This window comes from Pilimelia columellifera subsp. columellifera, from assembly GCF_039532605.1.
In the GTDB taxonomy this organism is placed as follows: Bacteria; Actinomycetota; Actinomycetes; order Mycobacteriales; family Micromonosporaceae; genus Pilimelia; species Pilimelia columellifera.
In genome coordinates this window covers 382,696-408,855 of the sequence record NZ_BAAARY010000005.1, presented here as the reverse complement: position 1 = coordinate 408,855, position 26,160 = coordinate 382,696, and the positions used below count along the sequence as shown (strand labels likewise).

The window sequence follows — 26,160 nt, the reverse complement described above, 5'->3', positions numbered from 1 at the left end:
GCCCTGTCAGCGGCGCTGCCCCACCTCATCGGGACGACGCGACGGCGCCTCCTGCCACGGTTTCCTTATAGGGACCTGGCAACGAGGAGGCACCCATGAAGCACCGCGCGACGTCAACCAGCCGTCACGGCCGTCACTCGGTCCTCGGACAGGGCCTGCGCCGCCCCCCGACCATGGAGCGCGGCCTGCACCGGGCCCCGACCTTCGGCGGCGGCGCCCACCGGGCCCCCATCGAGCTACAGGTCGGACAGACCGCCACCGCCGCGGTCTTCGGCGTCGCCGCCGCCGCCGTCGCCCTCGGGTCCGCCTCCGCCGCCGCGCCGGCCCAGAACGACGAGAACGAGGCGCCCCTGCTCGACGCCGCCTCGAACAACACCGACGACCTCCAGGACGCCCTGGCCGCACGCGAGTCCGACGCCGCCAGCCGCGGCGACGAACGCGCCGAGGCGCCGAACCCCGCCGCCCAGGTCAAGACCCAGGCCGGCCGGGCGCTTACCAAGCCCGTCGCCAAACCGGCCACGATCAAGCCGGTCACGGCCAAGACCACGGCCAAGACCCCCAGACCGGTGGCCAAGGCCGCCAAGCCGGCGGTGCGCACCGTCCGGGCCCGCACCGTCAACCGCGGCTACGCCCACCCGATGCCCGGCGCCGCGGTCACCTCCTGCTTCGGACAGCGCTGGGGCACGCTGCACGCCGGCATCGACTTCGCCAAGCCTTCGGGCACCCCGATCCAGTCGGTCAAAGCCGGCCGGGTCGTCGCCGCCGGCTGGAACTACGGCGGCTACGGCATCTCAGTCATGGTCAAGCACGACGACGGATACCTGACCCACTACGCGCACATGTCCCGCAAAGCCGTCCAGGCCGGGCAGCGGGTGGCCGCCGGCCAGACCCTCGGCTACGAAGGATCGACCGGTGACTCAACCGGGCCCCACCTGCACTTCGAGGTGCACAAAGGCATGTGGAACCAGGTCAACCCCACCGGCTGGCTGCGCGCCCGCGGCGTCAACATCAGCTGCTGACGGCCCGGTCGACCGCCGGCAGCAGCCGGCGGTCCCACGACGCGTCCGTCAGATCTTCTCGATCGGCGCATGGCGCAGGATGAGCCACACCGTCTGGTCGCCGAAGTCGACCTGGGCCCGGGCCCGCGGGCCCTCCCCTTCGACGGCGACCACCCGGCCGAGGCCGTACCGCTGGTGGTTGACCCGGTCTCCGGCAGCCAACGCCGGCGGCGCCGACAGCTCGCTCGCCGCCCGGAAGTGGCGTGCGTCAACACCGAGGCTCGACGCCAACCGCGCGGCCTTCGGCGTGCCCCCGACGAAACTGGACCGCTCCGCGGCAGCAGCCCGCCCACCGACCCCACCGGACCACGAATGGGCGGCGTCCTCGGTGCGCTCCCAGCGCACCAACTCCCCCGGCACCTCGTCGACGAATCGTGAGGACGGGAAGAACTGCGGCTGCCCCCAGGCCGTGCGGGTGATGGCCCGGGAGACGTAGAGGCGCTGGCGGGCCCGGGTGATGCCCACGTAGGCCAGCCGGCGCTCCTCCTCCAGCTCCTTCGGATCGCCCAGCGACCGCTGGTGCGGGAACGTGCCGTCCTCCAGCCCGCTGAGGAACACCACCGGGAACTCCAGGCCCTTGGCGGTGTGCAGCGTCATCAGGGTGACCACGCCTTGGTGGTCCGGGTCGTCGTCGGGAATCTGGTCGGCGTCGGCGACCAGGGCGACCTGCTCCAGGAAGCCCGCCAGCGACGGCGGCGGGGCGTCACCGTCGGCCGCCGCCTCGGCTCGCTCGGTGTGCTCCCTGGCGACGCTCACCAGCTCCTGAAGGTTCTCCACCCGGCCGGCGTCCTGCGGGTCAAGGCTCTCTTCCAGCGCCGGCAGGTAGCCGGAGCGGCGCAACGCCTCCTCCAGCACCTGCTCGGCCGGCGCGGCCACCGTCAGCTCCCGCAGACCGTCGAGCAGAGCGACGAAGTCGGCGATCGCGTTCGCGGCCCGGGTGGAGATGCCCGGCGCGTCGCCAGCCAACCGCAACGCGGCCCCGAACGAGATCCGTTCCCGGGCCGCGAGCGCCTCCACGCACGCCTCGGCGCGTTCACCGATGCCCCGGCGCGGGGTGTTGAGCACCCGGCGCACGCTCACCGTGTCGTCGGGGTTGACGACGGCCCGCAGGTAGGCGAGGGCGTCCCGCACCTCCTTGCGCTCGTAGAAGCGCACCCCGCCGACGACCTTGTACGGCAGGCCGTGGCGGATGAAAACCTCCTCGAAAACCCGGGACTGGTTGTTGGTGCGGTAAAAGACCGCGACATCGCCCGGGCGGGCCAGACCCTCGTCGGTGAGCCGGTCGATCTCCCGGGCCACCCAGTCGGCTTCGGCGTGCTCGGTGTCGGCGACATAGCCGGTGATCCGCTCGCCGTCGCCGGAGTCGGTCCACAGCCGCTTCGGCTTGCGGGAGGTGTTCCGGTCGATGACGGCGTTGGCGGCCGACAGGATCGTCTGGGTGGAACGGTAGTTCTGTTCCAACAGGATGGTGCGGGCATCGGTGAAGTCGGCCTCGAACTCCAGGATGTTGCGGATTGTCGCGCCGCGGAACGCGTAGATGGACTGGTCGGCGTCCCCGACGACACACAGCTGCGCCGGCGGGGTCGGGCCGTCGGCCGGACCGACCAGCTCCTTGATGAGCGTGTACTGGGCGTGGTTGGTGTCCTGGTACTCGTCGACCAGGACGTGGCGGAACCGGCGTCGGTACGACTCGGCGACATCCGGGAACGCCTGGAGCAGATGCACCGTCGTCATGATCAGATCGTCGAAGTCCAACGCCTGCGCCTCGCGTAGGCGCCGCTGGTAGAGCCCGTATGCCTCAGCGACGGCGCGCTCGTTGGGGCCCTTGGCCTCGGCGGCGGCCCGCTCCGGGTCGACCAGCTCGTTCTTGAGGTTCGAGACCTGGGCGCACAGGGCGCGAGCGGGGTGCCGCTTCTGGTCCAGGTCCAGCTCCCGGGCGACGAGCTGCATGAGCCGGCGGGAGTCGTCGGCGTCGTAGATCGAGAAGCTGGACTTCAGACCCAGATGCTCGTGCTCGGCGCGCAGGATTCTCACACACGCGGAGTGGAAGGTCGACACCCACATCAACCGTGCCCGGGCGCCGACCAGAGCGGTGACCCGCTCCCGCATCTCCGCCGCGGCCTTGTTGGTGAACGTGATTGCGATGATCTCGCCAGGGTGCGCCTCGCGGGCGGCCAGCAGGTAGGCGATCCGGTGGGTGAGCACGCGGGTCTTGCCGGAGCCGGCGCCCGCGACGATGAGCAGCGGCGCGCCATGGTGGATGACCGCGGCGCGCTGGGAATCGTTCAGCCCGTCCAGCAACGCATCCGGGTCGGCGACGCTGACGGGAGCGGCACGGGCGGCGGCGGCCGCGCCATCGACGCCGCCTCGCTCGGCGGCCGGACGGGGAGACTGGGGCGGGAGCTCGAATAGCGCATGCATCAGTCGGGAAGTCTATGCCTCGGCTCTGACAACGCCGCCGCCCCGGTTTCGCCCCGACGTCGCGTCCCCGCCACCGAAGCACCCGAACAACGCTGGACGGCTGATACAGGATGGACGCCATGAGTGCACATCGATCCCGTCGAAGCTGGGCCCTCGTCCGTCTCGGGGCCGCTCTGCTGGCCGCAGGCGCCCTCACCGCGCTCCCGGCCACGGCCCCCGCGTCCGCCGTCACGCCCACGATCTCGCAGGTCAGCGTCGCCTACGACCAGCCGGGAGACGAACCTGCCGATCATCGACGCGGCCTCGCCAGAGGAAACCTGCTCAGCTACAACGACTTCCACGGCGCCATCGACCCGCCCGGCGGCAGCGGCGCCACCGTCCTGGGCACGCCCGCCGGCGGCATCGAGTACCTGGCGACCTCGCTCCGGCAACTGCGGGCGCGGGCCGCGGCCGAGGGGCGGCGCTCGCTGACCGTCGGCGCCGGCGACCTCATCGGGGCGACGCCGCTGGTCAGCGCCGCCTTCCACGACGAGCCCACCATCGAGCTGATGGACCTGGTGGGACTGGACATCAGCTCGGTGGGGAACCACGAGTTCGACGAGGGCGTCGCCGAGCTGCTGCGACTGACCCGCGGCGGCTGCCACCCGGTCGACGGCTGCGCCGACGGCGACGGATTCGACGGCGCCCGGTTCACCTACCTGGCCGCCAACACCGTCCGCCGGACCGACCAGCGGCCGATCCTGCCGCCGGTGGCGGTCCGGCAGGTGGACGGCGTCATGGTCGGCTTCGTCGGGATAACGTTGCGTGGCACCGCTGGCATCGTCAACCCGGCCGGCGTCAAGGACGTCGCGTTCCTCGACGAGGCCGCCACCGCCAACCGGCACGCCGCTCGGCTGCGCCGGCTGGGCGTCAAGGCGCTCGTGCTGCTCCTGCACGAAGGCGGCGCCCAGAACGCGACGCCGGGCGGGCCTGACCCGGGCGTCTCCGACTGCGCCGACTTCGCCGGCCCGGTAGTCGACATCGTCCGCAACCTGGTTCCCGAGTTCGGGCTGGTCGTCTCCGGGCACACCCACCGGTACTACACCTGCGCCCTGGACAACGCCGCCGGCCACCGGACCGTCGTCACCAGCGCCGGCAGCAACGGCCAGATCGTCACCGACATCGACATCGCCGTCGACCAACGCACCAGGCGGTTCGCGCGGATCGACGCCCGTAACGAAATCGTCGTCAACGGCGTCCCGGACGGCGGCGGCGGCTGGCAGACCAGCGCCCCCGGTGTCTACCTGCGCGACCCCGCCCGGGTCGACCCGGCGGCGAAGCGGCTGGCGGACAAGTACCGGACGGCGGTCGCCCCGCTGGCCAACCGGGTCGTCGGGACAGTCACCGCCGACATCACCCGGGTCGCTGGCGCCAACGGCGAGAGTCCGCTCGGCGACGTGATCGCTGACGCGCAGCTGGCATACACGAAAGCGGCCGGCGCGCAGTTGGCCCTGATGAACCCGGGCGGGATACGGGCCTCGATCGGCTTCAACGACACGGCCGGCGGGGAGGTTCCGGGGCAGGTCACCTACGGGGAGGCGTTCACCGTGCAGCCCTTCAACAACCTGGTGGTGACCCAGACGCTCACCGGAGCCCAGCTCAAGGCGGTGCTGGAGCAGCAGTTCGTCGGCTACACCGGCCAGACGGCACAACGCATCCTTCAGGTCTCCGCCGGGGCGCGTTACCGCTACGACACGGCCCGGCCACCCGGCGACCGGGTCAGCTCCCTGACACTCGACGGCGCCCCCGTCGACCCGGCGACGCGCTACCGGGTGACCGTCAACGACTACCTGGCCAACGGTGGCGACGGATTCTCCCTGTTCACCGGCGGGACCGACCGGGTCGTCGCCCCAGGTTTCGACGTGGACGCGTTGACCGCTTACCTCGGCGGACAGTCGCCGGTCGCGCCCGGACCGGCCGACCGGATCACCAAGGTGGGCTGAGATCCGGTCGGTGTTCGGCGATTCGGTTGCGGCGGGCGTCGGAGCCTCCCATACTCGACCGCATGACTGTTCAGACGCGATTCTTTGCGCGGCCGCACCGAGCTGTGGTGGCCGCGGTGAGCGTCTGACTCACTGGCACTGTCGCCCCGGACTCGGTTCGAGTCCGGGGCGACATCGTGTTCGGGGGTGTCGGGTGCGGGCTCGGATCAGGCCGGCGGCCAGATCGAGAGGAAACGCCATGACCGACCTGACCATCGATGCCGCCGCGAGCATCTCCGCGGCGACCGCCGCCCGCGTGACCCGGATCACCGCGTTACGAGAGCGCATCGACGCCATCGACACCGCCCTCATCGACCTGTGGCAGGAACGAGCCGAGCTGTCCGGGCAGGTCGGGGCGGCCCGGATCGCTGACGGCGGAACCCGGCTGGCGCTAGCCCGGGAGCGGGAGATCCTGCGCCGGTACCGGGCGGCGCTCGGCGCGGACGGGGTGCCACTGGCGATGCTGGCCCTACAGGCCGGCCGCGGCCGGCTCTGACAACACAGTGGCTGGCCCCCGCGACGACGAGCCGCGGCGGGCCAGCCACTGTGGCTGTTCGAGACGAGCGGTCAGAGCACCGCGTGAGTGACGTCCCGCTCTTCGGCGAAGTGGCAGGCGCTCGGATGCCCGAGCCCGTCGCGCACGATGAGCGCGGGCTCCTCACGCGAGCACAGGTCCTGCGCCTTCCAGCAACGGGTCCGGAACCGGCACCCCGACGGCGGGTTGGCCGGCGACGGGACGTCGCCCTCAAGCACGATCTGGGCCCGTTGCCCGCGCAGAGTCGGATCCGGGACCGGCACCGCTGACAGCAGGGCCTGCGTGTATGGATGGTTCGGGTGGTCGTAGATCTCGGTCTCGCTGCCGAACTCCACAATCTTGCCCAGATACATCACGCCGACACGGTTGGCGATGTGACGCACCACCGACAGGTCGTGGGCGATGAAGATATACGACAGGCCCAGCTCCTTCTGCAGTTTCTGCAGCAGGTTGACCACCTGGGCCTGGACCGAGACGTCCAACGCGGACACCGGCTCGTCACACAGGATGATCTCCGGGTTCACGGCCAGCGCCCGGGCGATGCCGATGCGCTGCCGCTGCCCGCCGGAGAACTGGTGCGGGTAGCGGTTGATGTGGTCGGGGTTCAGACCCACCAGATCCAACAGCTCCTTGACCCGCGTCCGACGCCCGCTCTTGGGAATGACATCCGTGTGGATCTCGAACGGCTCGCCGACGATGTCGCCGACCGTCATCCGGGGGTTGAGCGAGGTGTACGGATCCTGCATGACCAATTGGAGGTTGCGCCGGGCGCGACGCGTTTCAGCCGGGCTCAGCCTGGAGGTGTCGCGCCCCTGGATCACGATCGATCCGGCGGTGGGCTTCTCCAGGCCCACCAGCAGCTTGGCCAGCGTGGATTTGCCGCAGCCGGACTCGCCGACGATGCCCAGCGTCTCACCCTTACGCAGGGTGATGCTGATGCCGTCGACAGCACGGACCGCGCCGACCTGCTTCTTGAACAGGATCCCCTTGGTCAACGGGAAGTGCTTGACCAGGTCTCGGGTCTCCAGGACGACATCACTCATCGCCGATCACCTCCTGCCAGAAGTGGCACCGGGCGCCGCGCGAGGGCGAGACCGTGTGCAGCTGGGGCGCCGGCGACTGCCGGCAGACGTCCTGCGCATAACGGCAGCGCGGGGCGAAGGAACAGCCGGGCGGCAGGTTCGTCAACGCCGGCGGCAGGCCGCCGATCGCCCGGAGCTGCTGGCCCTTGAGGTCGACCCGGGGGATCGACTCCAACAGGGCCTTGGTGTACGGGTGCGCCGGGTTGGCGTAGATGTCGTAGACCGGGGCTTCCTCGACGACCCGGCCGGCGTACATCACCGAGATGCGGTCGGCCACGTCGGCGACGACGCCCATGTCGTGGGTGATGAGGATCAGGCCCATGTTCCGCTCGGCCTGCAGCTCAGCGAGCAGTTGCATGACCTGGGCCTGGACGGTGACGTCCAGCGCGGTGGTGGGCTCGTCGGCTATGAGCACCTCGGGGTCCAACGCCAACGCCATCGCGATCATGACGCGCTGACGCATGCCGCCGGAGAACTGGTGCGGGAAGTCGCTGACCCGGTCCTTGGCGGCCGGGATCTTCACCATGTCCAGCAGTTCGATCGAGCGCTTCCTGGCGTCGGCCCGGGACATGCCGCGGTGCTTGCGGAACAGCTCCCCGAGCTGGAACCCGACGGTGAAGACCGGGTTCAGCGCGGACAGGGCGTCCTGGAAGATCATGGCGATCTTGTTGGCACGCACGACCCGCCGCTGCTGCTCCGACAGCTTGAGCAGGTCGACGCCGCGGTACCGGATCTCGCCTCCGGTGACGAACCCGGGCGGGGTGTCCAGGATGCCCATGATGGCCTGGGCGGTGACGCTCTTCCCACATCCGGACTCGCCCAGGATCGCCAGAGTCTCGCCGGCGCTGACGCTGAACGTCACGCCGTTGACGACCTTGGCTACCCCGATGTCGGTCCGGAACTCAACCTGGAGGTTCTCGACCGCCAGCGGCGGGGCGCTCGGGTCGAGCCCCGGCAGCGCGTCCACCGTCGCGATCAGATTTGTTGTGCTCACGACAACATCACCGCAGCTTCGGGTCGAGGGCGTCGCGCAGCGCGTCGCCCATGAGGATGAAGGACAGGACGGTGCCGACCAGCAACGCGCACGGGAACGCCAGCAGATACGGGTGCAGAAGGAAGTACTGCTCATTACTAGAAATCATGATTCCCCAGGACTGAGCAGGCGCCTGGAGCCCGACGCCCAGGTAGGTCAGCGTCGCCTCGGCCGACACGAAGCCACCGAACATGATGGTCGCGTAGACCATCATGGGCGCGGTCGCGTTGGGCAGGATATGCCGGAACATGAGCCGGCTGTTCGTCGCGCCGAGCGCCCTGGCCGCTTGCACATAGTCCAGACTCTTGGCGGAGATCACGCTCCCTCGGATGATCCGGGCGATGGTGGTCCAACCGAGGACGACCAGCACCAAGGACAGCGTCAGGACGTTCTGCTTCTTGATCAGAGTCAGGAACACGATGGCGCCGAGCAGGAACGGCAGCGAGAAGAAGACGTCCATCACCCGGGAGATGATGCCGTCGACCGCGCCGCCGTAGAAGCCGGCCAGCAGGCCGAGCAGCCCGCCGAGCACGATGATCGCCACCGTCGACAGGAGCGCGATGAGCAGTGACGGCCGGGCGCCGTACACGGCGTGCGAGAAGTAGTCGCAACCCTGGGTGTTCGTGCCGAAGATATGCTCGGCGCTCGGCGATTGGCGGAAGTTCTCGACGTTGCAGGCCCGCGGGTCCTGGCTGGTCCACAGCGTCGGGAACAGCGCCATCGACGTCACCAGGGCCACATAGATCCCCGCGATGATGAAGACCGGGTTCCGTCGCAGCTGCCGCCAGGCGTCCGCCCAGAGGCTGGCGTTGCGTTCCTTGGTCAGGGAGTTCGAGGCCATGGCCGCCGCCTCGCCGCCGACCGGCGTCTTGAGGTCTCCTGGCTGGGCCGTGGGCACGTTGGAGTCAATCGGGTCACTCATAGCGAATCCTCGGGTCGAGCACGGCGTACAGGAGGTCAACCAGAAGGTTGGCGATCAGGAAGACCAGAGCGAGCATCGTGACGATGCCGACGGCGACGCTGGCCTCGCCGTTAACCGCCGCCCGGGCGACCTGCGAGCCGATGCCGGGGACATTGAAGATCCGCTCGGTGACCACGGCGCCGCCGAGCAGCGCGCCGACGTCAACGCCCAGGAAGGTGATGACGGGGATGAGCGAGTTGCGCAGCGTGTGGACGCCGATGACCCGCTTGCGGGTCAGGCCCTTGGCCCGCGCGGTGCGGACGTAGTCGCCGCGGATGTTCTCCATGATGCTGGTCCGGGTCAGCCGGGCGGTGGTCGCCAGCGAGATCGCGCCAAGCACCAGGCCAGGCAGGATCAGGCTGGCGAACGGGTACTCCGGCTTGTATACCGGCGAGAGGACGCCCTTCGAGATCACTTCTGGCACCCAGTCGAAGGTGCTGAGGTAGTTGCCGAACTTGACGGCCACGAACTCCCGGACGAGCACACCCAGGACGAAGATCGGCACTGAGATGACGAACACCGTGGAGACCTTGACGAGCAAGTCCTGGAAGCTGCCGCCGCGCAGACCGGCCCAGATGCCGATCGAGATGCCGACAACCGCCTCGAAGACGAGCGCGATGAGCGCGATCTTGATGGTGAACGGCGCGGCGTCGGCGACGATGTCGGTGACCGGCCGTTCGTGCAGGTTCACGCCGAAGTCAAAGTGGAAGAAGATGTTCTGAAGACGATCCAGGAACAGCCCACCGCAGGGGTTGAACTTCTGGGTCAGGCAGGGATCGCTCAGTCCCAACTTCTCGGAGATCGCCGCTATCAGGGCCGGGCTGGGCGTCCGGTCGCCGAACAGCGAACGCACTGGGTTACCACCGAACTGCATGGCGACCGACGTGAGGTAGTGAAGCAGGAACATGGTGCCCAGAACTGTGGGGATGAACTGGAGCAACCGTCTGATTACATAGCGCCCCATTTGCCGGGGCCCTCCTCTCGAACGATGTGGCGGCAACGAGCTAGGGCCCGTTGCCGCCACATCCCTGGTACGGCGATGTGCTGCAGAGTGGTGTCTATCGCGTTACTGCAGCGGTGTTACTTGAAGCTGACCTGTCCATAGTCGACATCAGAGATCGGGTTATAGGCGAAGCCATCCTCGCTGATCTTGTCGCCGTACAGCACGGCCTCCTTGTTGAACCACAGCGGGATCACCGGCATATCCTCAAGGACGACGTCCTCGGCCTGGTTGTAGAACGGAATGGCCGCGTCAACGTCCTTGGCCGCGTCACCCTGCTTGATCAGGTCGTCGAACTTCGGGTTCGAGTAGGTGGTGTTGTTGCTCGAGCCACCGGTGCCGTAGAGCGGCTTGAGGTAGGTCTCGATGACCGGGTAGTCCGGGCCCCAGCCGAGGCGGAACGGGCCGGTGAACTTGTTGCTGTCGGCAGTGGCCAGGTACTCCGGGAACTGGAGGTTGACCTTCAGCTCGTAGTCGATGCCCAGGTTCTGCTTGACCTGGTCACCGAAGATCTGCAGCCATTTCTCGTGGGCGGCGCCGGCGTTGGCCCACAGGGTCAGCTTGCCGCCCTTCCAGCCGCCAGCCTCACCCAGCAGCTTCTTGGCCTCGACGACGTCGAGCTTGCACGCCTTGCATACATCGGCGCGGTAACCGGGGAAGGTCGGCGAGACCAGGCCGGTGGCCGGGACGAAGCGGTCATCGAAAGCAGCCTTGACGATCGCCGACCGGTCCACGGCCATGGAGATCGCCTTGCGGATCCGGACGTCCTCGAAGTTCTTGTTGTAGAGCGGCAGGCCCACATAGGTGAACGAGTTGCCCGGCGCCTCGTAGAGGCCGCTGCCGTACTTGCCCTTGGCGTCGGTGTACCGCTCCGGCGGAATCGTGTACATGACGTCGAGCTCACCGGCCTGGAAGGCGGCGTAGCCGGCATTGACGTCAGCGAAGATCTTGAAGACGATCTTGTCCGCCTTGCCCTTTTCGCCGATCCAGGCGTCGTTGCGGACCAGGGTGACGCTCTGGTTGCGCAGCCACTTGCCCTCGATCTTGTAGGGGCCGTTGGCGATCGGCTCCTCGTTGCACTTCTTGTGGTCCTTGAGGCAGGCATCAGCCATCGGGAAGAAACCGCTGTAGCCGACCACCGCGGTGAAACCCGAGAACGGCTCCTTCAGGGTGACCTCGAACTCCAGGTCGCTGACCTTCTTCAGGCCGGACAGCTCCTTGGCCTTGGGCTCGCCAGCCTTCTTCGGGCCGTCGCCGTCCGGGTCCTCGGCGGTCACGTCGTCGATGCCGGCGATGCGCTTCATGAAGTACGCGTTGTTCTGGGCGTTCGGGCTGTAGGCCGCGAAGTTCCAGGAGCGGATGAAGGCGTCGGAGTTGACCGGCTCACCGTTGGTGAACTTGTGGCCGTCCTTGATCTTGATCTTCCAGACCTTGTTGTCGGTCGACTCGATCGACTCCGCCAGGTCATTCACCGGTTCGCCGCTCTTGACGTCGTACCTGACCAGACCGCGGTACATCTGACGAATGACGTTGATCGACGGCTCGTCGTCACCGGCGGACGGCAGCAGGAACGCCGGCTCCGTCGCGAAGGCGCGAAGTTCGCCACCGGTCTTGCCGCCGGCGGCGTTGTCGTCGCCGCCGCAACCGGTCGCAACCAAAGCCAGGGCAGTCAGGCCGACCGCCAGATTACGTGGGGTGCTCCCGCGCATGGGAATGCCTCCTCAGGGCGCTCACGAAGGGTGTGAGGTGAGTGACACTGTGCACCGCATCGCGTTTCGCGTGAAGGTGCTGTTATCAAGCCGATACGTGCGGCAGGGTCACCCGTCAATGGACACGACCGGCACGGGGGGTCATCGTACCGACCCCTACCAGGCAACCCGCACCGGCGCCAGCGCAGCGGCGATGACCTCAGCGGTGGCTCCCACAGCCTGCCGCCGACTCGTACAGAGCGCCCAACAGCGACCGGAATGGTTATCCGACCGCAACACAGTGGCAATCCGAAATCCAAAAACGCCATCGCCGACAAATTGCCTCATTAGTAATGGGGGTTACCTCGCCCAGCGCGTCCGCGGCGGCCCCGCCGAGCCAATATGCTGGCGCCTGGGACGATTCGCCCCACGCCCATACCGCGAGGAGCCCAACGCCATGACGAACTCCCCCGCCCTGCCCGTCAGCGGGAAACTGCCCTCCCTCCCGCTCAGCGACCGCGCCGCGCAGATCCTCACCACCGAACTGACGCGCGACCGCGGACCCAAGACCGGTCTGCTCCTGGACGTGACGCCCGATTCACCGGTGCTCGCCGCGGTCCTCGACGGCCTGTTGCCCGGCGACCGCCTCACCATCGTCGGCGCCGAGCAAGCGAGCGCGCTGCGCGCTCACCTGACCAGCCTCGGTAGCTGGGTGGCCGAGCGGGTGCAGATCGTCGACTCGTTGGCCGAGGCCGAGGCCGCTGACGTGGTCATCATCGGGGCGCCGGTCGACGGCGCTGCTGAGGAGACCCGCGAGCGCCTGGCGGAGCTGGGCAAGTACCTGGCAGACGGCGCCGTCCTGTGCGTCGCGACGGCCGCTTTCGGCGGCGGGTCGGCCGCCGCCGAACTTGAGCGCCAGGCGGCGTTGTTCGGGGTCGGGTCTGACCTGGTGCTCCGGCAGCGACCGCCGGTCCGGGTGCACCGACTGCGGTACACCGAGGCCAGCCCGGCTACGGCCGACCGACTGGCGCCGGCGGCCCGCACGTCGAGCGTGCCACTGACCCGGAACATGCACATCGACTCCAACGGCGTCGCCGCCGCTGGGATCGCGCTCGGGATTGCCGGCCTCATGCGCGCCGGTCGGCGCAGTCGACGCCTATGGTGGGCGCCTGCGCTGGCCGCCCCGGCGGTCGCGGCGTTCTTCCGGGACCCGCAGCGGGACGTGCCCGAGGATCGGAGCGCGATCGTGGCGGCCAGCGACGGACGGGTTCTGGCCGTGGAGCGGATCACTGACGACCGTTTCGGTCCGGAAAATGAGTACCTTCGGATCGCAGTCTTCCTCTCAGTGCTCGATGTTCACGTCAACCGGTCACCGGTGGCTGGCCGAGTGGTGGACTACTTCGTCACCGATGGTGGCTTTGCCGCTGCGATGAAACCGGGGGCCGAACACAACGTGGCGGCGTACACGGTGCTCGACACGACAGCCGGGCGGGTTGTCGTGGCGCAGCGGACGGGCCTCATCGCTCGTCGGATCGTGCAGCGTGCGCCGATCGGGGCGTTACTGGCGCGCGGCGAGCGGTTCGGGTTGATCCGGTTCGGTTCGCGGACCGACATCTACCTGCCGGCGGAGACGGCGCGGGTGGTAGTCGCCCCTGGCGACCGGGTCCTGGGCGGCAACACCGTGGTGGCGCACTGGATCGCGACGCCCGCGGGCGCGTAGCGGCGAGGCTCGTGCGACGGCGGCAGCGCGGGTCCCCCGATACCGGGGGACCCGCGCTGCCGTTGAGTCGACTAATAGATAGCGGCGTTACGGGATCCTGAGCGTCAGATGGCCGCGGCACGGCGGTGGCGCCACCAGAGCATCGGGCCGCTGATCAGGTATCCGAGGACGATGAGGCCGAAGGTGGCCCGCCAGTCCACGAACGCGGCGGCCAGAGGCGCCAGCCAGATCCACGGTGGCAGCGTCGCGAGCCGGGCGAGCTTGGCGTAAGGGAAGCTCGACACCATGGCGAACCCCAGCAGGGCGACACCGCCGAGTTGGGCCAGCGGCGGGATCGGCAGCCCGATGAGCACCACGACCGCCAGCACCGCCGCGGCCATCGTCGTCGGGACGCCGCTGAAGAAACGGCCGTCCTGGGGCGAGACGTTGAAGCGGGCGAGTCGGATCGCCGCGGAGCCGGCGACCAGGGCGCACGCTACCGCCGCGGCCGCGGGCGGGACCGTGCCGGCTAGTGAGGCATACACGACGACCGGCGTGGCCAGGCCGAACGAGCACATGTCCGCCAAGGAGTCCATCTGTGCCCCGAACGGGCTGGAGACGCCGAACCGGCGGGCGAGCGCGCCGTCGAGGCCGTCGAACAGGACGCAGGCCACCAGCAACGCGGCCGCGACCTGCGCCTGCCCATGCATGGCCACCAGGATGGCGGTGAGTCCCAGCCCGATGCTGCTCAGGGTAGCGACGTTGACCAACGCGAACTTCACGCGGCGGGAGAGCGTCTGCTCGCCGGGCAGCAGCGGCACGGGCGCGGCGGCGGCGGGGGGTTGGGCGACGATGAGCCTGCCGGCGTCGGCAGGGACGGACGCGGCGCGACGGGGCCGGATCCGCGAGAGGGCGCCCTGACGCGGCAACCGCTCGACCAAAGGATCGACGCCGCTCGTCTGGGCGCCGCGGCGACCCACGCGCACCAGCAGGACCTGGCGGGCGATGCTACCGCCGCGACGCAGTCCGCCAGACCAGCGGCGGCTGCCACCGGGGCGCGGGCTGTCGGCACGAGGCCGACGCCAGAGCACTCTCGGCACGAATTCCTCCATCACGGCACGACGGTCGCTCGTCACACTCTGACCATCGGCTCGTTCGGTTCGTAGCTTCCGGAAACCTCGTAGCTACGAAAAACCCGTAGTCGCAGCTACGTGAACGGCCTACACCATCCCACAGAAACGCGACCTTGGCGATACCGCGAAGCGGTGGGCAGGCCAGCGAAACACCCCTTATGGCCACATCGAGCGCTAGAATGTTGACCTGTTTTCGTCGGGAAGCGGGCATGGTGGCAGCAGCATGGCAATTCGTGCTCGGGGTCAGACCATGGTCGCGAGCGCCGCCGCCGCGACCTCGGACAACCGCAACGTCACAGCATGTTCCCGGCTCACCCAGGCGGCCGCTGCCGTTGAGCCGGCGGCCTCGGTAACCACCGCCGGGGTCGGCTGACCCACCGTTGCGGTCAGGACCACCCGGACGGTGTGCCAGTCGACTGTCCGGCCCCGCCACGGGGCCGCCGGGTTGTGCTGGTGCGAGACCGACAGCAGGCCGGTCACGTGCCCGCGCTGCCCGGTCTCCTCCCACAGCTCACGTCGCAGCGCATCGACGGGATCCTCGCCGAATTCCGAGCCACCGCCAGGCAGGTGCCACAGACCCGCCCCAGGGTAGCCGGACGCGATCCTGGCGAGCAGAATCCGCTGCTCAGGATCGGTGACCAGGCCGTACACGGCGAATCGCTGCCCGGTTGCGGCGTCGGGCGCGGCGGGGTCGGACGGGTATGGCGGAGCGGCCGAGGCCCAAGGGGCCGCCGGGGCCTCCAGCAGCCGGGCGGCGAAGCCCGCCAGCGGACGCGACGCCAACTCCGCGGGCGACAGCCAGACGGCTGCCCCCACGTCCGGGGCAGGATCGACCGCAAGCTCGTAGACGATGCGATCAGTGTGCTCGACGAGGCCGAGGCCGACCAGTGGCAGCACGTCAGAACAGACCTGCCGGACGCGGCGCACCCGCGCCCGTAGTCCGGTCTGGGCGAGCGCCCAACGGGCCGCCGCCTCGGCCGGGTGCTCACCGTGACGCAACGCTCCGCCCGGCAACCGCCACAGCCCCGGCTGACGGGTGGCGTCGGCCGGGCACGTCAACAGAACCCGCCCGACGGCGTCGGTAGCCAGGCCGTAGGCGGCGATCCGTCGGCTGGGTCGCATCCGTTGACGGTACCGGGACGCTCAGCGCAGCCCGGCTGCCCGGATCGCCTCCTCGGTGACCTCGGTGAACGCGCTCGGTGGCAGGTCGATCAGCTCGCCTGGGGCGAACCAGCGGACAGCGGAGGTGGACCCGCCGACGTCGACGACGGTCAGCGGTGTCGGATCGTCGACGACGACCCGGTAGAAGGCCCGCACGCCGTGCCAGTCGATCGGGTAGCCCTCCGGGCCCAGCGACGCGGCGTCCCGGTGGCTGGCCACGCCCAGCAGCTCGACCATGCGGCCATGCTGGCCGGTCTCCTCGACCAGTTCCCGCAGCAGGGCCGGCCCGGGCTGCTCGCCGTAGTCGGTGCCGCCGCCGGGCAGGTGCCACTGACCAGCGCCGGGGTAGGTCGGCGCGATCTGAGTGAGCAGCAGCCGACCCGCCGGGTCGGTGGCGACCGCGTAGGCGGCGAACCGCTGCGCCCGATGCAGGCCGTCCGGGCCGGGGATGGCGTAGAAGGACGGGAAGTCGGGCGCCTCCTCCGGCCGTAGGTCCACCGGGCCGGGCGGGAGCCCGAGCACGGTGGCGGTGAAGGGTCGCAGGGGCAGCCGCTCGGCCTCGGCCGGGGTCATCCAGCGGGCCAGGTCGGTGGGTTGGCCGATCCGGTCCCGCAGGGTGCCGCCACGCACCGCGCCGGTGTAGAGCAGCCGGTCGGTGTGGATGGTGATGCCGCGGTGCGGGAGTGAGCGCATGTCGGCGAGCACGTCACACAGGCCGGTGACGGCGACCGAGAGCCCGGTCTCGGCGGCCGTCTCCCGGACGACCGTGTGGATCGGGTCCTCGCCGTGGTCGACGGCGCCGCCGGGCAACGACCACACACCCGGGGCGCCTGCCCGGGTCGAAGCCCGGACCAGCAGGAATCGGCCGATCTCGTCGGCGCAGACGGCGTACGCGGCAATCCGGCGTAGCGGCTCAAGAGCGGGGGTCACGACGTCGATACTGTCCGAACCCGACCAACATCCATTACCAAAGTGTCAGATTGCTGACAGTTCGTTCACTCGTACGAGTTCATGCGCTATGCGCTATTCCCACTCGATGGTGCCCGGGGGCTTGCTGGTGACATCCAGGACCACCCGGTTCACCTCGCGGACCTCGTTGGTGATCCGGGTGGAGATCCGCCCGACGAGGTCGTACGGCAGCCGGGACCAGTCCGCGGTCATGGCGTCCTCGCTGGACACCGGACGCAACACCACCGGGTGGCCGTAGGTGCGGCCGTCGCCCTGCACGCCGACGCTGCGAACGTCGGCCAGCAACACGACCGGGAACTGCCACACGTCGCGGTCCAGGCCAGCGGCGGTCAGCTCCTCGCGCGCGATGAGATCAGCCTCGCGCAGCAGGTCCAGCCGGTCCGCCGTCACCTCGCCGATGATCCGGATCGCCAGCCCCGGGCCGGGGAACGGGTGCCGCCACACCATCTCCGGCGGCAGGCCCAGCTCCAGACCGAGCTGGCGGACCTCGTCCTTGAACAACGTGCGCAGCGGCTCGACCAGCGCGAACCGGAGATCGTCCGGCAGACCGCCGACGTTGTGGTGGGACTTGATGTTGGCTGCGCCGTCGCCGCCGCCAGACTCCACGACATCCGGGTAGAGGGTGCCCTGAACCAGGAACTCAACGTGCCGCTCGGTGTCGACCTCCCGGGCCGCCGCCTCGAAGACCCGGATGAACTCGCGTCCGATGATCTTGCGCTTGGTCTCCGGGTCGGTGACCCCGGCCAACGCCGACAGGAACCGGTCCTGAGCGTTGACGACCTTCAACCGGATGCCGGTGGCCGCGACGTAGTCGTTCTCCACCTGCTCAGCCTCACCGGCCCGCAGCAGGCCGTGGTCGACGAAGACGCAGGTGAGCTGATCTCCGACCGCCTTGTGCACCAGGGCCGCCGCCACCGCCGAGTCGACGCCGCCGGACAGGCCGCAGATGACCTGCCTGTCGCCGACCTTCTCACGGATGACCGCGACCTGGTCGTCGATGATGTTCGACGGCGTCCAGGCGGGCTCGATCCCGGCGATGTCGTAGAGGAATCGCTGGAGCATCGTCTGGCCGTGCTCGGTGTGCGCGACCTCGGGGTGGAACTGCACGCCCGCCCGACGGGTCGCGAGGTCCTCGAACGCGACGACCGGCGCCGACGACGAGGCGGTCACGGTGAAACCGGCCGGCGCCGTGGCCACCGCGTCGCCGTGGCTCATCCACACGTTGAACTCGGCCGGAAGGCCACGCAGCAGGACGCCCGGGTCGGCGGCGACGACGACCGGCGTGCCCCCGTACTCGCGGGCGCCGGTGTGCGCGACCTCGCCGCCGAGGGCGGCGGCCATCGCCTGGAAGCCGTAGCAGATGCCGAAGACGGGGACGTCCGCGTCGAAGATCTTGGGGTCGACCTGCGGGGCGCCGGGCTCGTAGACGCTCGACGGACCACCGGACAGGATGATCGCCGCCGGGTCCCTGGCCAGCATCTCCGCGGCCGACATCGAGGACGGGACGATCTCGGAGTAGACCCGCGCCTCACGCACCCGTCGGGCGATCAGCTGGGCGTACTGGGCGCCGAAGTCAACGACGAGGACGGGGCGGGGCGTGCTCATCAGGAAAGTCTACCGAGCTGCCAGCCCGCCCCGGTCAGCGGCGGCGGCCCGCTGTGACAAATACGCCGCATGTAGGCCAACCGGCTCACAACGCCGACCTCGCGGGCCCCCAGCACCAGCCGTCGGGGGGTACGGCCGGCAGGCTGTCCGCGCCCATGATGGGCCTTCGCCCACTGGGGAGGGGACCAATGACCGAGCAGCCCGCCGACGCCGCACCGGCAGCCGACGCAGTGGCGGCCGACGCCGCGAACCGGCCGACCGCCACGATCCGGCGGCGCCGCGTCTGGATCCTGACGACCGTCGGGGTGCTCCTCCTGGCGCTGCTCGGCGGCGGCGCGATCGCCGTCAACGCCGCCCAGAGCCGGTACACGCCCCAGTCGGCCAACCTGTTCGGCGATGCCAGCCCCAGCCCGTCCAACGCGCCGAGCGCCCGCCCGGCCACCGTCACCGTCACCGGGCAGCAGCTACGCGGACCGCTGAACTTCCTCATCGTCGGCATCGACCCCCGTGTCAGCGTCCCCAACTGGCGCCCGCACGCCGACGCCGTCCTCCTCATGCACGTGCCGGCCGCCCACGACCAGGCGTACCTGTACTCCCTGCCACGGGATCTCATCGTCAACATCCCCGCGTTCAAGAAGGCCAACTTCCCGGGCGAGCGCACCAAGCTCACCCACGCCATGAGCTACGGCAGCGTCGTGCCCGGCAAGGCCAAACCGGACCGGGCCCAGGGCTTCGAGCTGCTGGCGGCCACCGTCACCAAGCACACCGGCATCAGCTTCAACGCCGGCGCCGTCATCGACTTCCCCGGTTTCACCGCGCTCGTCGACGCCCTCGGCGGCGTCGACATGAAGGTCGACCGGAAAGTCGTCTCGATCCACCGCAAACCCAACGGCGAACACCGCAGGCCCGGCGCCAGCAGCACCGGCTACCTCGGACCGCAGATGGTCTACCAGCCCGGCGTACGCCGCTTCACCGGCTGGCAGGCCCTGGACTACAGCAGGCAGCGGTACCTGACCGGCGGCGACTACACCCGGCAGAAGCACCAGCAGCAGCTCATCCGGGCGATCCTCACGAAGGTCGCGCAGACGAACGCGCACACCGATCCGGCGAAACTGGACAAGGTCCTCACCGCGCTGCGTGACTCGTTGACCTTCGACGGACGCGGCCAGGCGGTGACCGACTTCGCCTTCACCCTGCGGAACGTCTCACCAGCGAAGATCACGCTGGTGAGCCTGCCCGGCGCCGGCGTGGGCGTGGGCAGCGCCTACCGGGGTGAGTCGCTCAAACCGGTGGGCGCCCAGTTCCTCGCCGCTGTCCGCGGCGGCACGGTGGCGCCGTTTCTGGTTAAGAACCCCAAGCTGGCCCACTCCCGCTGAGCGGGCGGCCCGCTGGTCGCGGGCCGCCGCCCAGGGACAGCGGCGGGCATCAGGCGCCGGCGGTCGGTAGCGGTGGCCGGGTGACACCGTAGAGCCAGGCGTCGAAGAGCTGGTCCAACTGCCGTCCGGAGACCTTCTCAGCCAGCGCGACGAAGTCGGCGGTCCGGACGTTGCCGTCCCGGTGGGTGGCTGTCCACTCCTTGAGCAGCCGGAAGAAGGCCTCGTCGCCGATGGTCACGCGCAACGCGTGGACGGTCATCGCGCCCCGGCGGTACACCGAGCCGTCGAAGATCCGGGCCGGCCCGGGACGGCCCGGCGGCACCCGCCAGATCGAGGCCGGGCTGGTCCGGTACGCGACGTCGAACTGCTCCTGGGCGCTCTGGCCGCCCTGCTGCTGGGTCCACAACCACTCGGCGTACGAGGCGAAGCCCTCGTTGAGCCAGATGTCCTGCCAGCGGTCCAAAGCCACGGAGTTGCCGAACCACTGGTGCGCCAGCTCATGGGTCAGCACAGCGTCGGCGGACTTCTCGTCGGTGAAGAACCCCGGCCCGTACACCGGACGGCTCTGGGTCTCCAGCGCGTAGCCGATCTGGCGGGCGTCCACGACCACGCCGCCGTACGCGTCGACCGGGTACGGCCCGAAAACCGTCTCCAGGTAGTCGGCGACGGCTGTCGTCTTGGCCATCGTCAGCTCGCCCAGGGAACCGGCGGGAGCGCTGGCGGGAACCGCGGTGACGACCGGCCGGCCCTTGTGGACAGAACGCTTCACCCGGTAGTTGCCGATCACCGCCATCGTCAGGTAACTGGCCATCGGGGTGCTCTCGGACCACTTCCAGGTGGTCCAGCCGGCGGTTGTCGTCGTCGGGCCGGGCTTGCCGTTGGACAGCGCCGTCAGGCCCGCCGGGACGGTGATCTCTAAGCTGTACCGGGCCTTGTCCGACGGGTGGTCGTTGACCGGGAACCACGTCGTCGCAGACTCCGGCTGACCCAGGGCGATCGCCCCGTCCGCGGTGTTGAGGAACCCACCGGCGCCGAGCATGGCGTTCGGCTTCCGGCGGGGCTGGCCACCGTAGTTGATCACCGCCACGAACTGCTTACCGGCCACGAGCGGGGTGGCCGGGGAGATGGCCAGCTCGTCCTGGACGTGGGTGTGGGTGGCCGCCACCCCGTCGACAGTGACCGACGCGACCGTCAACGCGTGCAGGTCCAGATTGAACCGGGACAGGTCGACGGCGGCCTTGGCGGTCACCGTCGTCGTTCCGGTGACCGCGTCGGTGGCCGGGTTGAACCGGACCTTCACGGCGTAGTCGGTGACGTCGTAGCCGCCGTTGCCGTAGCTGGGAAAGTACGGATCGCCGGCGCCCGGCGAGCCGGGCCGGGGGCCGGTCGGCTGGGGCACGACGGACCACACGCCGGCCCCCCGCGCGGCCTGGGGCGCGCTGTCGCGCTCAGGCGTGCAGCCGACCAGCGCCATGGCCGCGACCAGCGCGGCCGCCACCGGAACCTGATTCCTCACGCGGTTGCCCTCACCTTGTTGTGTCCGGTCAGCGGTCGAGAACCAGACCGACCTTCTGGAACTCCTTGACGTCCTTGTAGCCGCACTTGGCCATCGACCGACGTAGCCCGCCGAACAGGTTCAGCTCGCCGTCGGGCTGGTCGGCGGGGCCGTAGAGCAGGGTCTCCAGGCTGCCGATCGGCTCATCGGCCTCGCAGTAGGCGCCGCGCGGCAGCTTCGGGTGGCTGGCCGCCGAGTGCCACCAGGCGCCACCGGCAGGGGCGCCCTCGCCGCGCGACAACGGCTCACCGATCATGACAGCGTCCGCGCCGCAGCCGATCGCCTTGGCGATGTCGCCGGAGGTCTGGATGTCGCCGTCGGCGATGAGGTGCACGTACCGGCCGCCGGTCTCGTCCAGATAGTCGCGGCGGGCCGCGGCGGCGTCGGCGATGGCGGTGGCCATCGGGACGCGGATGCCCAGGACGCTGTCGGAGGTGGCCCAGTCGTCGCCGCCGACGCCGACGATGACCCCGGCGGCGCCGGTGCGCATGAGATGCAGCGCCGTCTTGTAGTCGGTGCAGCCACCGACGATCACCGGGACCTCGAGGTCGGCGATGAACTCCTTGAGGTTCAACGCGTCGTCGTTGGCCGACACGTGCTCGGCCGAGACGATCGTGCCCTGAATGACGAGCAGATCGACGCCGGCCGCCACGATCGCCGGCGCGAGCGCGAGGGTGTGCTGCGGCGACACCCGCACCGCGACGGTCACCCCACCGGCGCGGATCTGACGGACCCGCTCAGCGATGAGGTCGGGTTTGATCGGCTCGGCGTACGCCTGCTGGAGCCGCGCCGTGGCGTCGCCTTCGGGGTCCAGGTCACCCAGCTCGGCGAGGAGCTTGGTCGGGTCCTCGTAGCGGGCCCACAGGCCCTCGGCGTTGAGCACGCCGAGGCCGCCGAGCCGCCCGAGCGCGATGATCGTCTCGGGGCTCATGGTGGCGTCCGAGGGGTGGGCCACACAGGGGATGTCGAACGGGTAGGCGTCCAGCTGCCAGGCAGTCGAGACGTCGTCGACGTCCCGGGTGCGCCGGCTCGGCACGATGGCCACATCGGACAGGTGGTACCCACGGCTGGCGATCTTGCCGAGGCCGAGCTCGACCACGTCACGCATGGTAGGGGTGTCTCCTTAGCGGGAGTGGTAGTTCGGGGCCTCGACGGTCATCTGGATGTCGTGCGGGTGGCTCTCCTTCAGGCCCGCCGACGTGATGCGGACCATCCGGCCACGCTGCTGGAGCGCGGTGATGCTGTCGGCGCCGGAGTAGAACTGCGCCTGCCGGACCCCGCCGACGAGCTGGTGGGCGACGACCGCGAGCCGACCCCGGTAGGGAACCTGACCCTCGATGCCCTCGGGGATGAGCTTCTCGGTGTCGGTGACGTCGGCCTGGAAGTAGCGGTCCTTGGAGTAGGACTGTGCCGCCGGGCCACGGGCTGCCATCGCGCCCAGCGAGCCCATCCCCCGGTACGACTTGAACTGCTTGCCGTTCATGAAGATCAGCTCGCCGGGGCTCTCCTCGCAGCCGGCGAAGAGGCTGCCGAGCATGACGCTGTCGGCGCCGGCCACGATCGCCTTGGCGATGTCGCCGGAGTACTGGACGCCGCCGTCGGCGATCACCGGCACGCCGGCCGGGCGGCAGGCGCGGGCCGCTTCCATGATCGCGGAGAGCTGCGGGACGCCGACGCCGGCCACGATCCGGGTGGTGCAGATGGCGCCGGGTCCGACCCCGACCTTGACCGCGTCCGCGCCGGCCTCCACCAGAGCCCTGGCGCCGGCGTAGGTGGCGACGTTGCCACCGACGATGTCGACGTCGCACTCCCGCTTGAGCTGGGCTACCAGCTCAGGGACGGCCCGGTTGTGGCCGTGCGCCGTGTCGACCATGATCACATCGACGCCGGCGTCGATGAGCGCGCGGGCCCGCTTGTAGCCGTCGTCGCCGACGCCGACCGCCGCGGCGACCCGGAGCCGGCCGGCGTCGTCCTTGGCCGCCAGCGGGAACTGCTCGCTCTTGGTGAAGTCCTTGACCGTGATGAGGCCCCGTAGCACGCCCGCGTCGTCCACCAGCGGCAGCTTCTCGATCTTGTGCTGACGCAGCAGCGCCAGCGCGTCGTCCTTGCCGACGCCGACCGGGGCGGTGACCAGCGGCATCGGGGTCATCACGTCCCGGACCAGCGTGGTGAGGTCGGAGACGAAACGCATGTCGCGGTTGGTGACGATGCCGACCAGCCGCCCCTGCGGATCGGTCACCGGCACACCCGAGATCCGGAACCGGCCGCAGAGGTTGTCGACGTCGCGCAGGGTGTCCTGCGGCGAGCAGGTTACCGGGTTGGTGATCATGCCGGACTCGGAGCGCTTCACGAGGTCGACCTGAGCAGCCTGGTCCTCGACGGACAGGTTGCGGTGCAGCACTCCGATGCCGCCCTGACGGGCCATGGCGATCGCCATCCGGGCCTCGGTCACCGTGTCCATCGCGCTGGAGACGAGCGGGATGTTGAGACGCACGGTGCGGGTGAGCCGGGTCGAGGTGGTGACCTGACTGGGGACCAGATCCGACTCGCCCGGAATGAGGAGCACGTCGTCGAAGGTCAGACCCCAGGGCAGCGTCTCGACCGACGGCAGCGTGTAGGGCAGTTCCTGACTGGCGGTTCCGGGATCGGACGGATCGGGCATCAGAGGCATGTACGGGTCCCTCCGGCGGCGGCGTGGGGTTCATCGTACCCAGCGCTCCGGCCTCTCCTGACGACGGTCACGGCGCCCGGCCGGCAACCCGTCGTGATCGTCGCCGCCGCGGCATGCTGACGCAGGTCCCCACTCGGCAGCCGGTCGGGCTACGGTTGAGCGGTGCATGACGAGCCGATCGACCCGTTCAGCGGCGATCCCGCCGACCCGTCCGCCGGCCTGGACGAGCCTGACGACGACGTGGGCGCCCCGCTGTCGGAGGTCGAGCGCCACGACGTCCTCGAAGACCTCGCCGATCTGGAGATCTACCAGACCCTGCTGAGTCCCGCCGGGGTCCGGGGTCTGGTCATTGAGTGCGAGGACTGCCATGAGGCCCACTACTTCGACTGGGACCTGCTGCGCGCCAACCTCCAACACCTGCTGGCCTCGGGTCGGCCGCGGATGCACGAGCCGGCCTTCGATCCGGACCCGGACAACTACGTCACCTGGGAGTACGCCCGCGGCTACGCCGACGGCGTCCACGACGCCATCGGGGAGCACGACGCCAGCGAGAACTGACCCAGACCACAGAGACGCCGAGAGCCGCCCCGGTGAGCGGGGCGGCTCTCGGCGCAGGAACGCCGGCTCTAGACGACCAGGCCGGCGCGGAAGCCGGCGGCTACCGCATGTGCCCGGTCCCGGGCGCCCAGCTTGCGGAACAGCCGACGCGCGTGCGTCTTGACGGTGTCCTCGGAGACGAACAGCTCGCGGCCGATCTCCGCGTTGCTCTTGCCGTCGGCCATCCCGCGCAGCACCTGCATCTCCCGCTCAGTGAGCACCACCCGGCGCACCGGCGGGATGCCGTAGTTGGGGTCGCCGGGAAGACGGGCCGCCCGCGCGGCCTCGGCCGGGTCGGCGAAGTCTCCGCGCTGGGCCGGCACCGGCATCCCGCCCCGGGAGGCCGGGTCGGCCAGCATCTCGGCCGAGCCGGCGGCGCGCGGGTCGCCCGCCAACCCGGGACGGCGGCCCGGTGGGGCGCCGAAACGGGTCGGCGCGTTCGCCGAGCGCATCGCGGTCGTCGCCGGCAACGGCGCGCCGGCGGCCGAGCCGACGGTCCTGCTGGGCATACCCAGCAGGAGAACCGCCTTGGCCACGGTGCTGACCAGGTCGTCGGTGCCCCGGATGAGGGCGCGGGCCCCGGCGGCGACCGCCGCCGCCGCCACTCTTGGATCTTCCGCCCCGAACAGCACCAGCATCGCCCCGGGGGCGCGCGCCAGCACCCGTCGGGTGAAGCCGACGGTGTCGGAACGGGTCACGGCTACATCGGCCAGGATGACATCGGCGGGTCGCTCTGCGAGCCGGGCGATGACCTCGGCCTCCGACATGGCGGTCCGCACCTGTGCCTGTAGCCCCAGCCGGGCCGCACAGGTGGCGACCGTCTGGGCGGCGGGCGATGACCGGACGCACACGAGGACGCTTCGCACTGATTCTTCCCCTCTCCTCTATGGAGGAGACCACGCGTTCGTTTGATCATTACGTGCTTTCGGGGGAAACAAGCGGAAAGTTCCGAACAGTTCCCTGTCGGGCTTTCGATCGTTACTGGCGCTGCCCCGCAGCCGAGGTGTACGAACTCGCGCCCCCGGGTAAATAAACGACGCTCAGGGCTAAACGCCTACGCCCTCGGGGCGACACAAACGGTTCCGCACAGAAGGAGTACCTAAATGTCTGATGTGCGCAGATTGCCGACACCGGTCGCGGAAGCCTGGGACTGGCAACGCCACAGCGCCTGCCGGGGACGCGACAGCGCGCGTTTCTTCCACCCCGAAGGGGAACGTGGCGCCGCCCGCAGACGCCGCGAGGACCGCGCCAAAGCGATCTGCGCCGCCTGCCCGGTGCGCCGCCGCTGCTTGGAGCACGCGCTACAGGTACGGGAGCCGTACGGCATCTGGGGTGGTCTGGGCGAAGGGGAACGGAACCGCATCCTCGCCACCGGCCGGTTGCCGCTTCAGCGAACCGCCTGATCGGCGCAAAAGGACTGAAAGATCGCCGGCGTCTCGCGGACCCCATCAGTGACGAAACCAGGCCAAACGAAGTGCGTCCCTGACGTCAGACGTCAGGGACGCACATCGTGGTGGCTACCGCACATCACACGCCGTTTTCCGAAACGATCAGACGTTCGAAACGGTCAGGCTTCCGCCGGAAAGATCAGACCG

The 26,160-nt window shown here is 69.8% G+C and carries 21 protein-coding genes; 7 read left to right on the top strand and 14 right to left on the bottom strand.

The genetic code is table 11. The features are described from left to right. Positions 1-95 precede the first annotated feature (95 nt). Positions 96-1,019 carry a M23 family metallopeptidase gene (locus ABD287_RS08690; protein ID WP_344170911.1) on the top strand — a complete coding sequence of 308 codons (924 nt, stop codon included), beginning with the start codon at positions 96-98 and terminating at the stop codon, positions 1,017-1,019. Positions 1,020-1,067: 48 nt separating this feature from the next. On the opposite strand, the gene pcrA is transcribed toward ABD287_RS08690, so the two are convergent. Beyond that, the gene (gene pcrA, locus ABD287_RS08685) at positions 1,068-3,479 is read right to left on the bottom strand and encodes a DNA helicase PcrA (protein WP_344170908.1); all 2,412 of its coding nucleotides are present in this window, start codon (positions 3,477-3,479) and stop codon (positions 1,068-1,070) included. A gap of 119 nt (positions 3,480-3,598) precedes the next feature. On the opposite strand from pcrA, the gene ABD287_RS08680 reads away from it, so the two are divergent. Together ABD287_RS08680 and ABD287_RS08675 are read left to right on the top strand one after the other, a co-directional pair. Next, positions 3,599-5,461 carry a bifunctional metallophosphatase/5'-nucleotidase gene (locus ABD287_RS08680; protein ID WP_344170905.1) on the top strand — a complete coding sequence of 621 codons (1,863 nt, stop codon included), beginning with the start codon at positions 3,599-3,601 and terminating at the stop codon, positions 5,459-5,461. Positions 5,462-5,699: 238 nt separating this feature from the next. Then, positions 5,700-5,996, top strand: coding sequence for a chorismate mutase (locus ABD287_RS08675; RefSeq protein WP_344170902.1), 297 nt, complete (start codon positions 5,700-5,702; stop codon positions 5,994-5,996). Positions 5,997-6,067: 71 nt separating this feature from the next. Here the strand turns inward: ABD287_RS08675 and ABD287_RS08670 are convergent, their stop codons facing one another. The 5 genes from ABD287_RS08670 to ABD287_RS08650 form a co-directional block, all read right to left on the bottom strand. Continuing rightward, positions 6,068-7,078 carry an ABC transporter ATP-binding protein gene (locus ABD287_RS08670; protein ID WP_344170899.1) on the bottom strand — a complete coding sequence of 337 codons (1,011 nt, stop codon included), beginning with the start codon at positions 7,076-7,078 and terminating at the stop codon, positions 6,068-6,070. Further along, a complete protein-coding gene (locus ABD287_RS08665) occupies positions 7,071-8,111 on the bottom strand; it encodes an ABC transporter ATP-binding protein (RefSeq protein ID WP_425565537.1) in 1,041 nt (346 codons plus the stop codon). The genes ABD287_RS08670 and ABD287_RS08665 overlap by 8 nt, the downstream gene beginning before the upstream one ends. Positions 8,112-8,118: 7 nt before the next feature. Continuing rightward, positions 8,119-9,072 (bottom strand): ABC transporter permease, encoded by a 954-nt coding sequence (locus ABD287_RS08660; protein ID WP_425565536.1) that lies wholly within the window; start codon positions 9,070-9,072, stop codon positions 8,119-8,121. Continuing rightward, positions 9,065-10,075: an ABC transporter permease gene (locus ABD287_RS08655; protein ID WP_344170896.1), complete on the bottom strand. Its 1,011-nt coding sequence runs from the start codon at positions 10,073-10,075 to the stop codon at positions 9,065-9,067. Before ABD287_RS08655 ends, ABD287_RS08660 begins: the two co-directional genes overlap by 8 nt. Positions 10,076-10,191: 116 nt before the next feature. Next, positions 10,192-11,820 (bottom strand): peptide ABC transporter substrate-binding protein, encoded by a 1,629-nt coding sequence (locus ABD287_RS08650; protein WP_344170893.1) that lies wholly within the window; start codon positions 11,818-11,820, stop codon positions 10,192-10,194. Positions 11,821-12,256: 436 nt separating this feature from the next. Between ABD287_RS08650 and ABD287_RS08645 the strand changes: the two genes are divergently transcribed. Beyond that, on the top strand, positions 12,257-13,519 hold the full coding sequence (locus ABD287_RS08645) for a phosphatidylserine decarboxylase (protein WP_344170890.1): 1,263 nt from the start codon (positions 12,257-12,259) through the stop codon (positions 13,517-13,519). A 104-nt stretch (positions 13,520-13,623) separates the two neighbouring features. Here the strand turns inward: ABD287_RS08645 and ABD287_RS08640 are convergent, their stop codons facing one another. The 4 genes from ABD287_RS08640 to guaA form a co-directional block, all read right to left on the bottom strand. Then, entirely contained in the window at positions 13,624-14,523 is a 900-nt protein-coding gene (locus ABD287_RS08640; protein ID WP_344171035.1) for a CDP-alcohol phosphatidyltransferase family protein, read from the bottom strand. 351 nt (positions 14,524-14,874) lie between these two features. Then, positions 14,875-15,753, bottom strand: coding sequence for an NUDIX domain-containing protein (locus tag ABD287_RS08635; RefSeq protein WP_344170887.1), 879 nt, complete (start codon positions 15,751-15,753; stop codon positions 14,875-14,877). Positions 15,754-15,774: 21 nt separating this feature from the next. Then, positions 15,775-16,722: an NUDIX domain-containing protein gene (locus tag ABD287_RS08630; protein WP_344170884.1), complete on the bottom strand. Its 948-nt coding sequence runs from the start codon at positions 16,720-16,722 to the stop codon at positions 15,775-15,777. A 93-nt stretch (positions 16,723-16,815) separates the two neighbouring features. After that, complete coding sequence (gene guaA, locus ABD287_RS08625) at positions 16,816-18,366, bottom strand: glutamine-hydrolyzing GMP synthase (RefSeq protein WP_344170881.1); 1,551 nt, start codon at positions 18,364-18,366, stop codon at positions 16,816-16,818. 188 nt (positions 18,367-18,554) lie between these two features. Here guaA and ABD287_RS08620 point away from each other — a divergent pair, with 188 nt between their 5' ends. Beyond that, the gene (locus tag ABD287_RS08620; RefSeq protein WP_344170878.1) at positions 18,555-19,742 is read left to right on the top strand and encodes an LCP family protein; all 1,188 of its coding nucleotides are present in this window, start codon (positions 18,555-18,557) and stop codon (positions 19,740-19,742) included. A 49-nt stretch (positions 19,743-19,791) separates the two neighbouring features. Here the strand turns inward: ABD287_RS08620 and ABD287_RS08615 are convergent, their stop codons facing one another. The 3 genes from ABD287_RS08615 to guaB form a co-directional block, all read right to left on the bottom strand. Next, on the bottom strand, positions 19,792-21,216 hold the full coding sequence (locus tag ABD287_RS08615) for a M1 family metallopeptidase (RefSeq protein ID WP_425565547.1): 1,425 nt from the start codon (positions 21,214-21,216) through the stop codon (positions 19,792-19,794). A gap of 70 nt (positions 21,217-21,286) precedes the next feature. Then, positions 21,287-22,405 (bottom strand): GuaB3 family IMP dehydrogenase-related protein, encoded by a 1,119-nt coding sequence (locus tag ABD287_RS08610; RefSeq protein ID WP_344170872.1) that lies wholly within the window; start codon positions 22,403-22,405, stop codon positions 21,287-21,289. 15 nt (positions 22,406-22,420) lie between these two features. Continuing rightward, on the bottom strand, positions 22,421-23,959 hold the full coding sequence (gene guaB / locus ABD287_RS08605; RefSeq protein ID WP_344171032.1) for an IMP dehydrogenase: 1,539 nt from the start codon (positions 23,957-23,959) through the stop codon (positions 22,421-22,423). 171 nt (positions 23,960-24,130) lie between these two features. Here guaB and ABD287_RS08600 point away from each other — a divergent pair, with 171 nt between their 5' ends. Further along, complete coding sequence (locus ABD287_RS08600; protein WP_344170869.1) at positions 24,131-24,526, top strand: DUF5319 domain-containing protein; 396 nt, start codon at positions 24,131-24,133, stop codon at positions 24,524-24,526. A gap of 68 nt (positions 24,527-24,594) precedes the next feature. On the opposite strand, the gene ABD287_RS08595 is transcribed toward ABD287_RS08600, so the two are convergent. After that, the gene (locus ABD287_RS08595) at positions 24,595-25,431 is read right to left on the bottom strand and encodes a helix-turn-helix transcriptional regulator (RefSeq protein ID WP_344170866.1); all 837 of its coding nucleotides are present in this window, start codon (positions 25,429-25,431) and stop codon (positions 24,595-24,597) included. 237 nt (positions 25,432-25,668) lie between these two features. On the opposite strand from ABD287_RS08595, the gene ABD287_RS08590 reads away from it, so the two are divergent. Further along, a complete protein-coding gene (locus tag ABD287_RS08590) occupies positions 25,669-25,968 on the top strand; it encodes a WhiB family transcriptional regulator (RefSeq protein ID WP_344170863.1) in 300 nt (99 codons plus the stop codon). Positions 25,969-26,160 lie beyond the last annotated feature (192 nt).

Coding starts and splice junctions, on each gene's coding strand:
- ABD287_RS08690 (WP_344170911.1), top strand. CDS start 96: ATGAAGCACCGCGCGACGTCAACCAGCCGTCACGGCCGTCACTCGGTC.
- pcrA (WP_344170908.1), bottom strand. CDS start 3,479: ATGCATGCGCTATTCGAGCTCCCGCCCCAGTCTCCCCGTCCGGCCGCC.
- ABD287_RS08680 (WP_344170905.1), top strand. CDS start 3,599: ATGAGTGCACATCGATCCCGTCGAAGCTGGGCCCTCGTCCGTCTCGGG.
- ABD287_RS08675 (WP_344170902.1), top strand. CDS start 5,700: ATGACCGACCTGACCATCGATGCCGCCGCGAGCATCTCCGCGGCGACC.
- ABD287_RS08670 (WP_344170899.1), bottom strand. CDS start 7,078: ATGAGTGATGTCGTCCTGGAGACCCGAGACCTGGTCAAGCACTTCCCG.
- ABD287_RS08660 (WP_425565536.1), bottom strand. CDS start 9,072: ATGAGTGACCCGATTGACTCCAACGTGCCCACGGCCCAGCCAGGAGAC.
- ABD287_RS08655 (WP_344170896.1), bottom strand. CDS start 10,075: ATGGGGCGCTATGTAATCAGACGGTTGCTCCAGTTCATCCCCACAGTT.
- ABD287_RS08650 (WP_344170893.1), bottom strand. CDS start 11,820: ATGCGCGGGAGCACCCCACGTAATCTGGCGGTCGGCCTGACTGCCCTG.
- ABD287_RS08645 (WP_344170890.1), top strand. CDS start 12,257: ATGACGAACTCCCCCGCCCTGCCCGTCAGCGGGAAACTGCCCTCCCTC.
- ABD287_RS08635 (WP_344170887.1), bottom strand. CDS start 15,753: ATGCGACCCAGCCGACGGATCGCCGCCTACGGCCTGGCTACCGACGCC.
- guaA (WP_344170881.1), bottom strand. CDS start 18,366: ATGAGCACGCCCCGCCCCGTCCTCGTCGTTGACTTCGGCGCCCAGTAC.
- ABD287_RS08620 (WP_344170878.1), top strand. CDS start 18,555: ATGACCGAGCAGCCCGCCGACGCCGCACCGGCAGCCGACGCAGTGGCG.
- ABD287_RS08615 (WP_425565547.1), bottom strand. CDS start 21,216: ATGGCGCTGGTCGGCTGCACGCCTGAGCGCGACAGCGCGCCCCAGGCC.
- ABD287_RS08610 (WP_344170872.1), bottom strand. CDS start 22,405: ATGCGTGACGTGGTCGAGCTCGGCCTCGGCAAGATCGCCAGCCGTGGG.
- guaB (WP_344171032.1), bottom strand. CDS start 23,959: ATGCCCGATCCGTCCGATCCCGGAACCGCCAGTCAGGAACTGCCCTAC.
- ABD287_RS08590 (WP_344170863.1), top strand. CDS start 25,669: ATGTCTGATGTGCGCAGATTGCCGACACCGGTCGCGGAAGCCTGGGAC.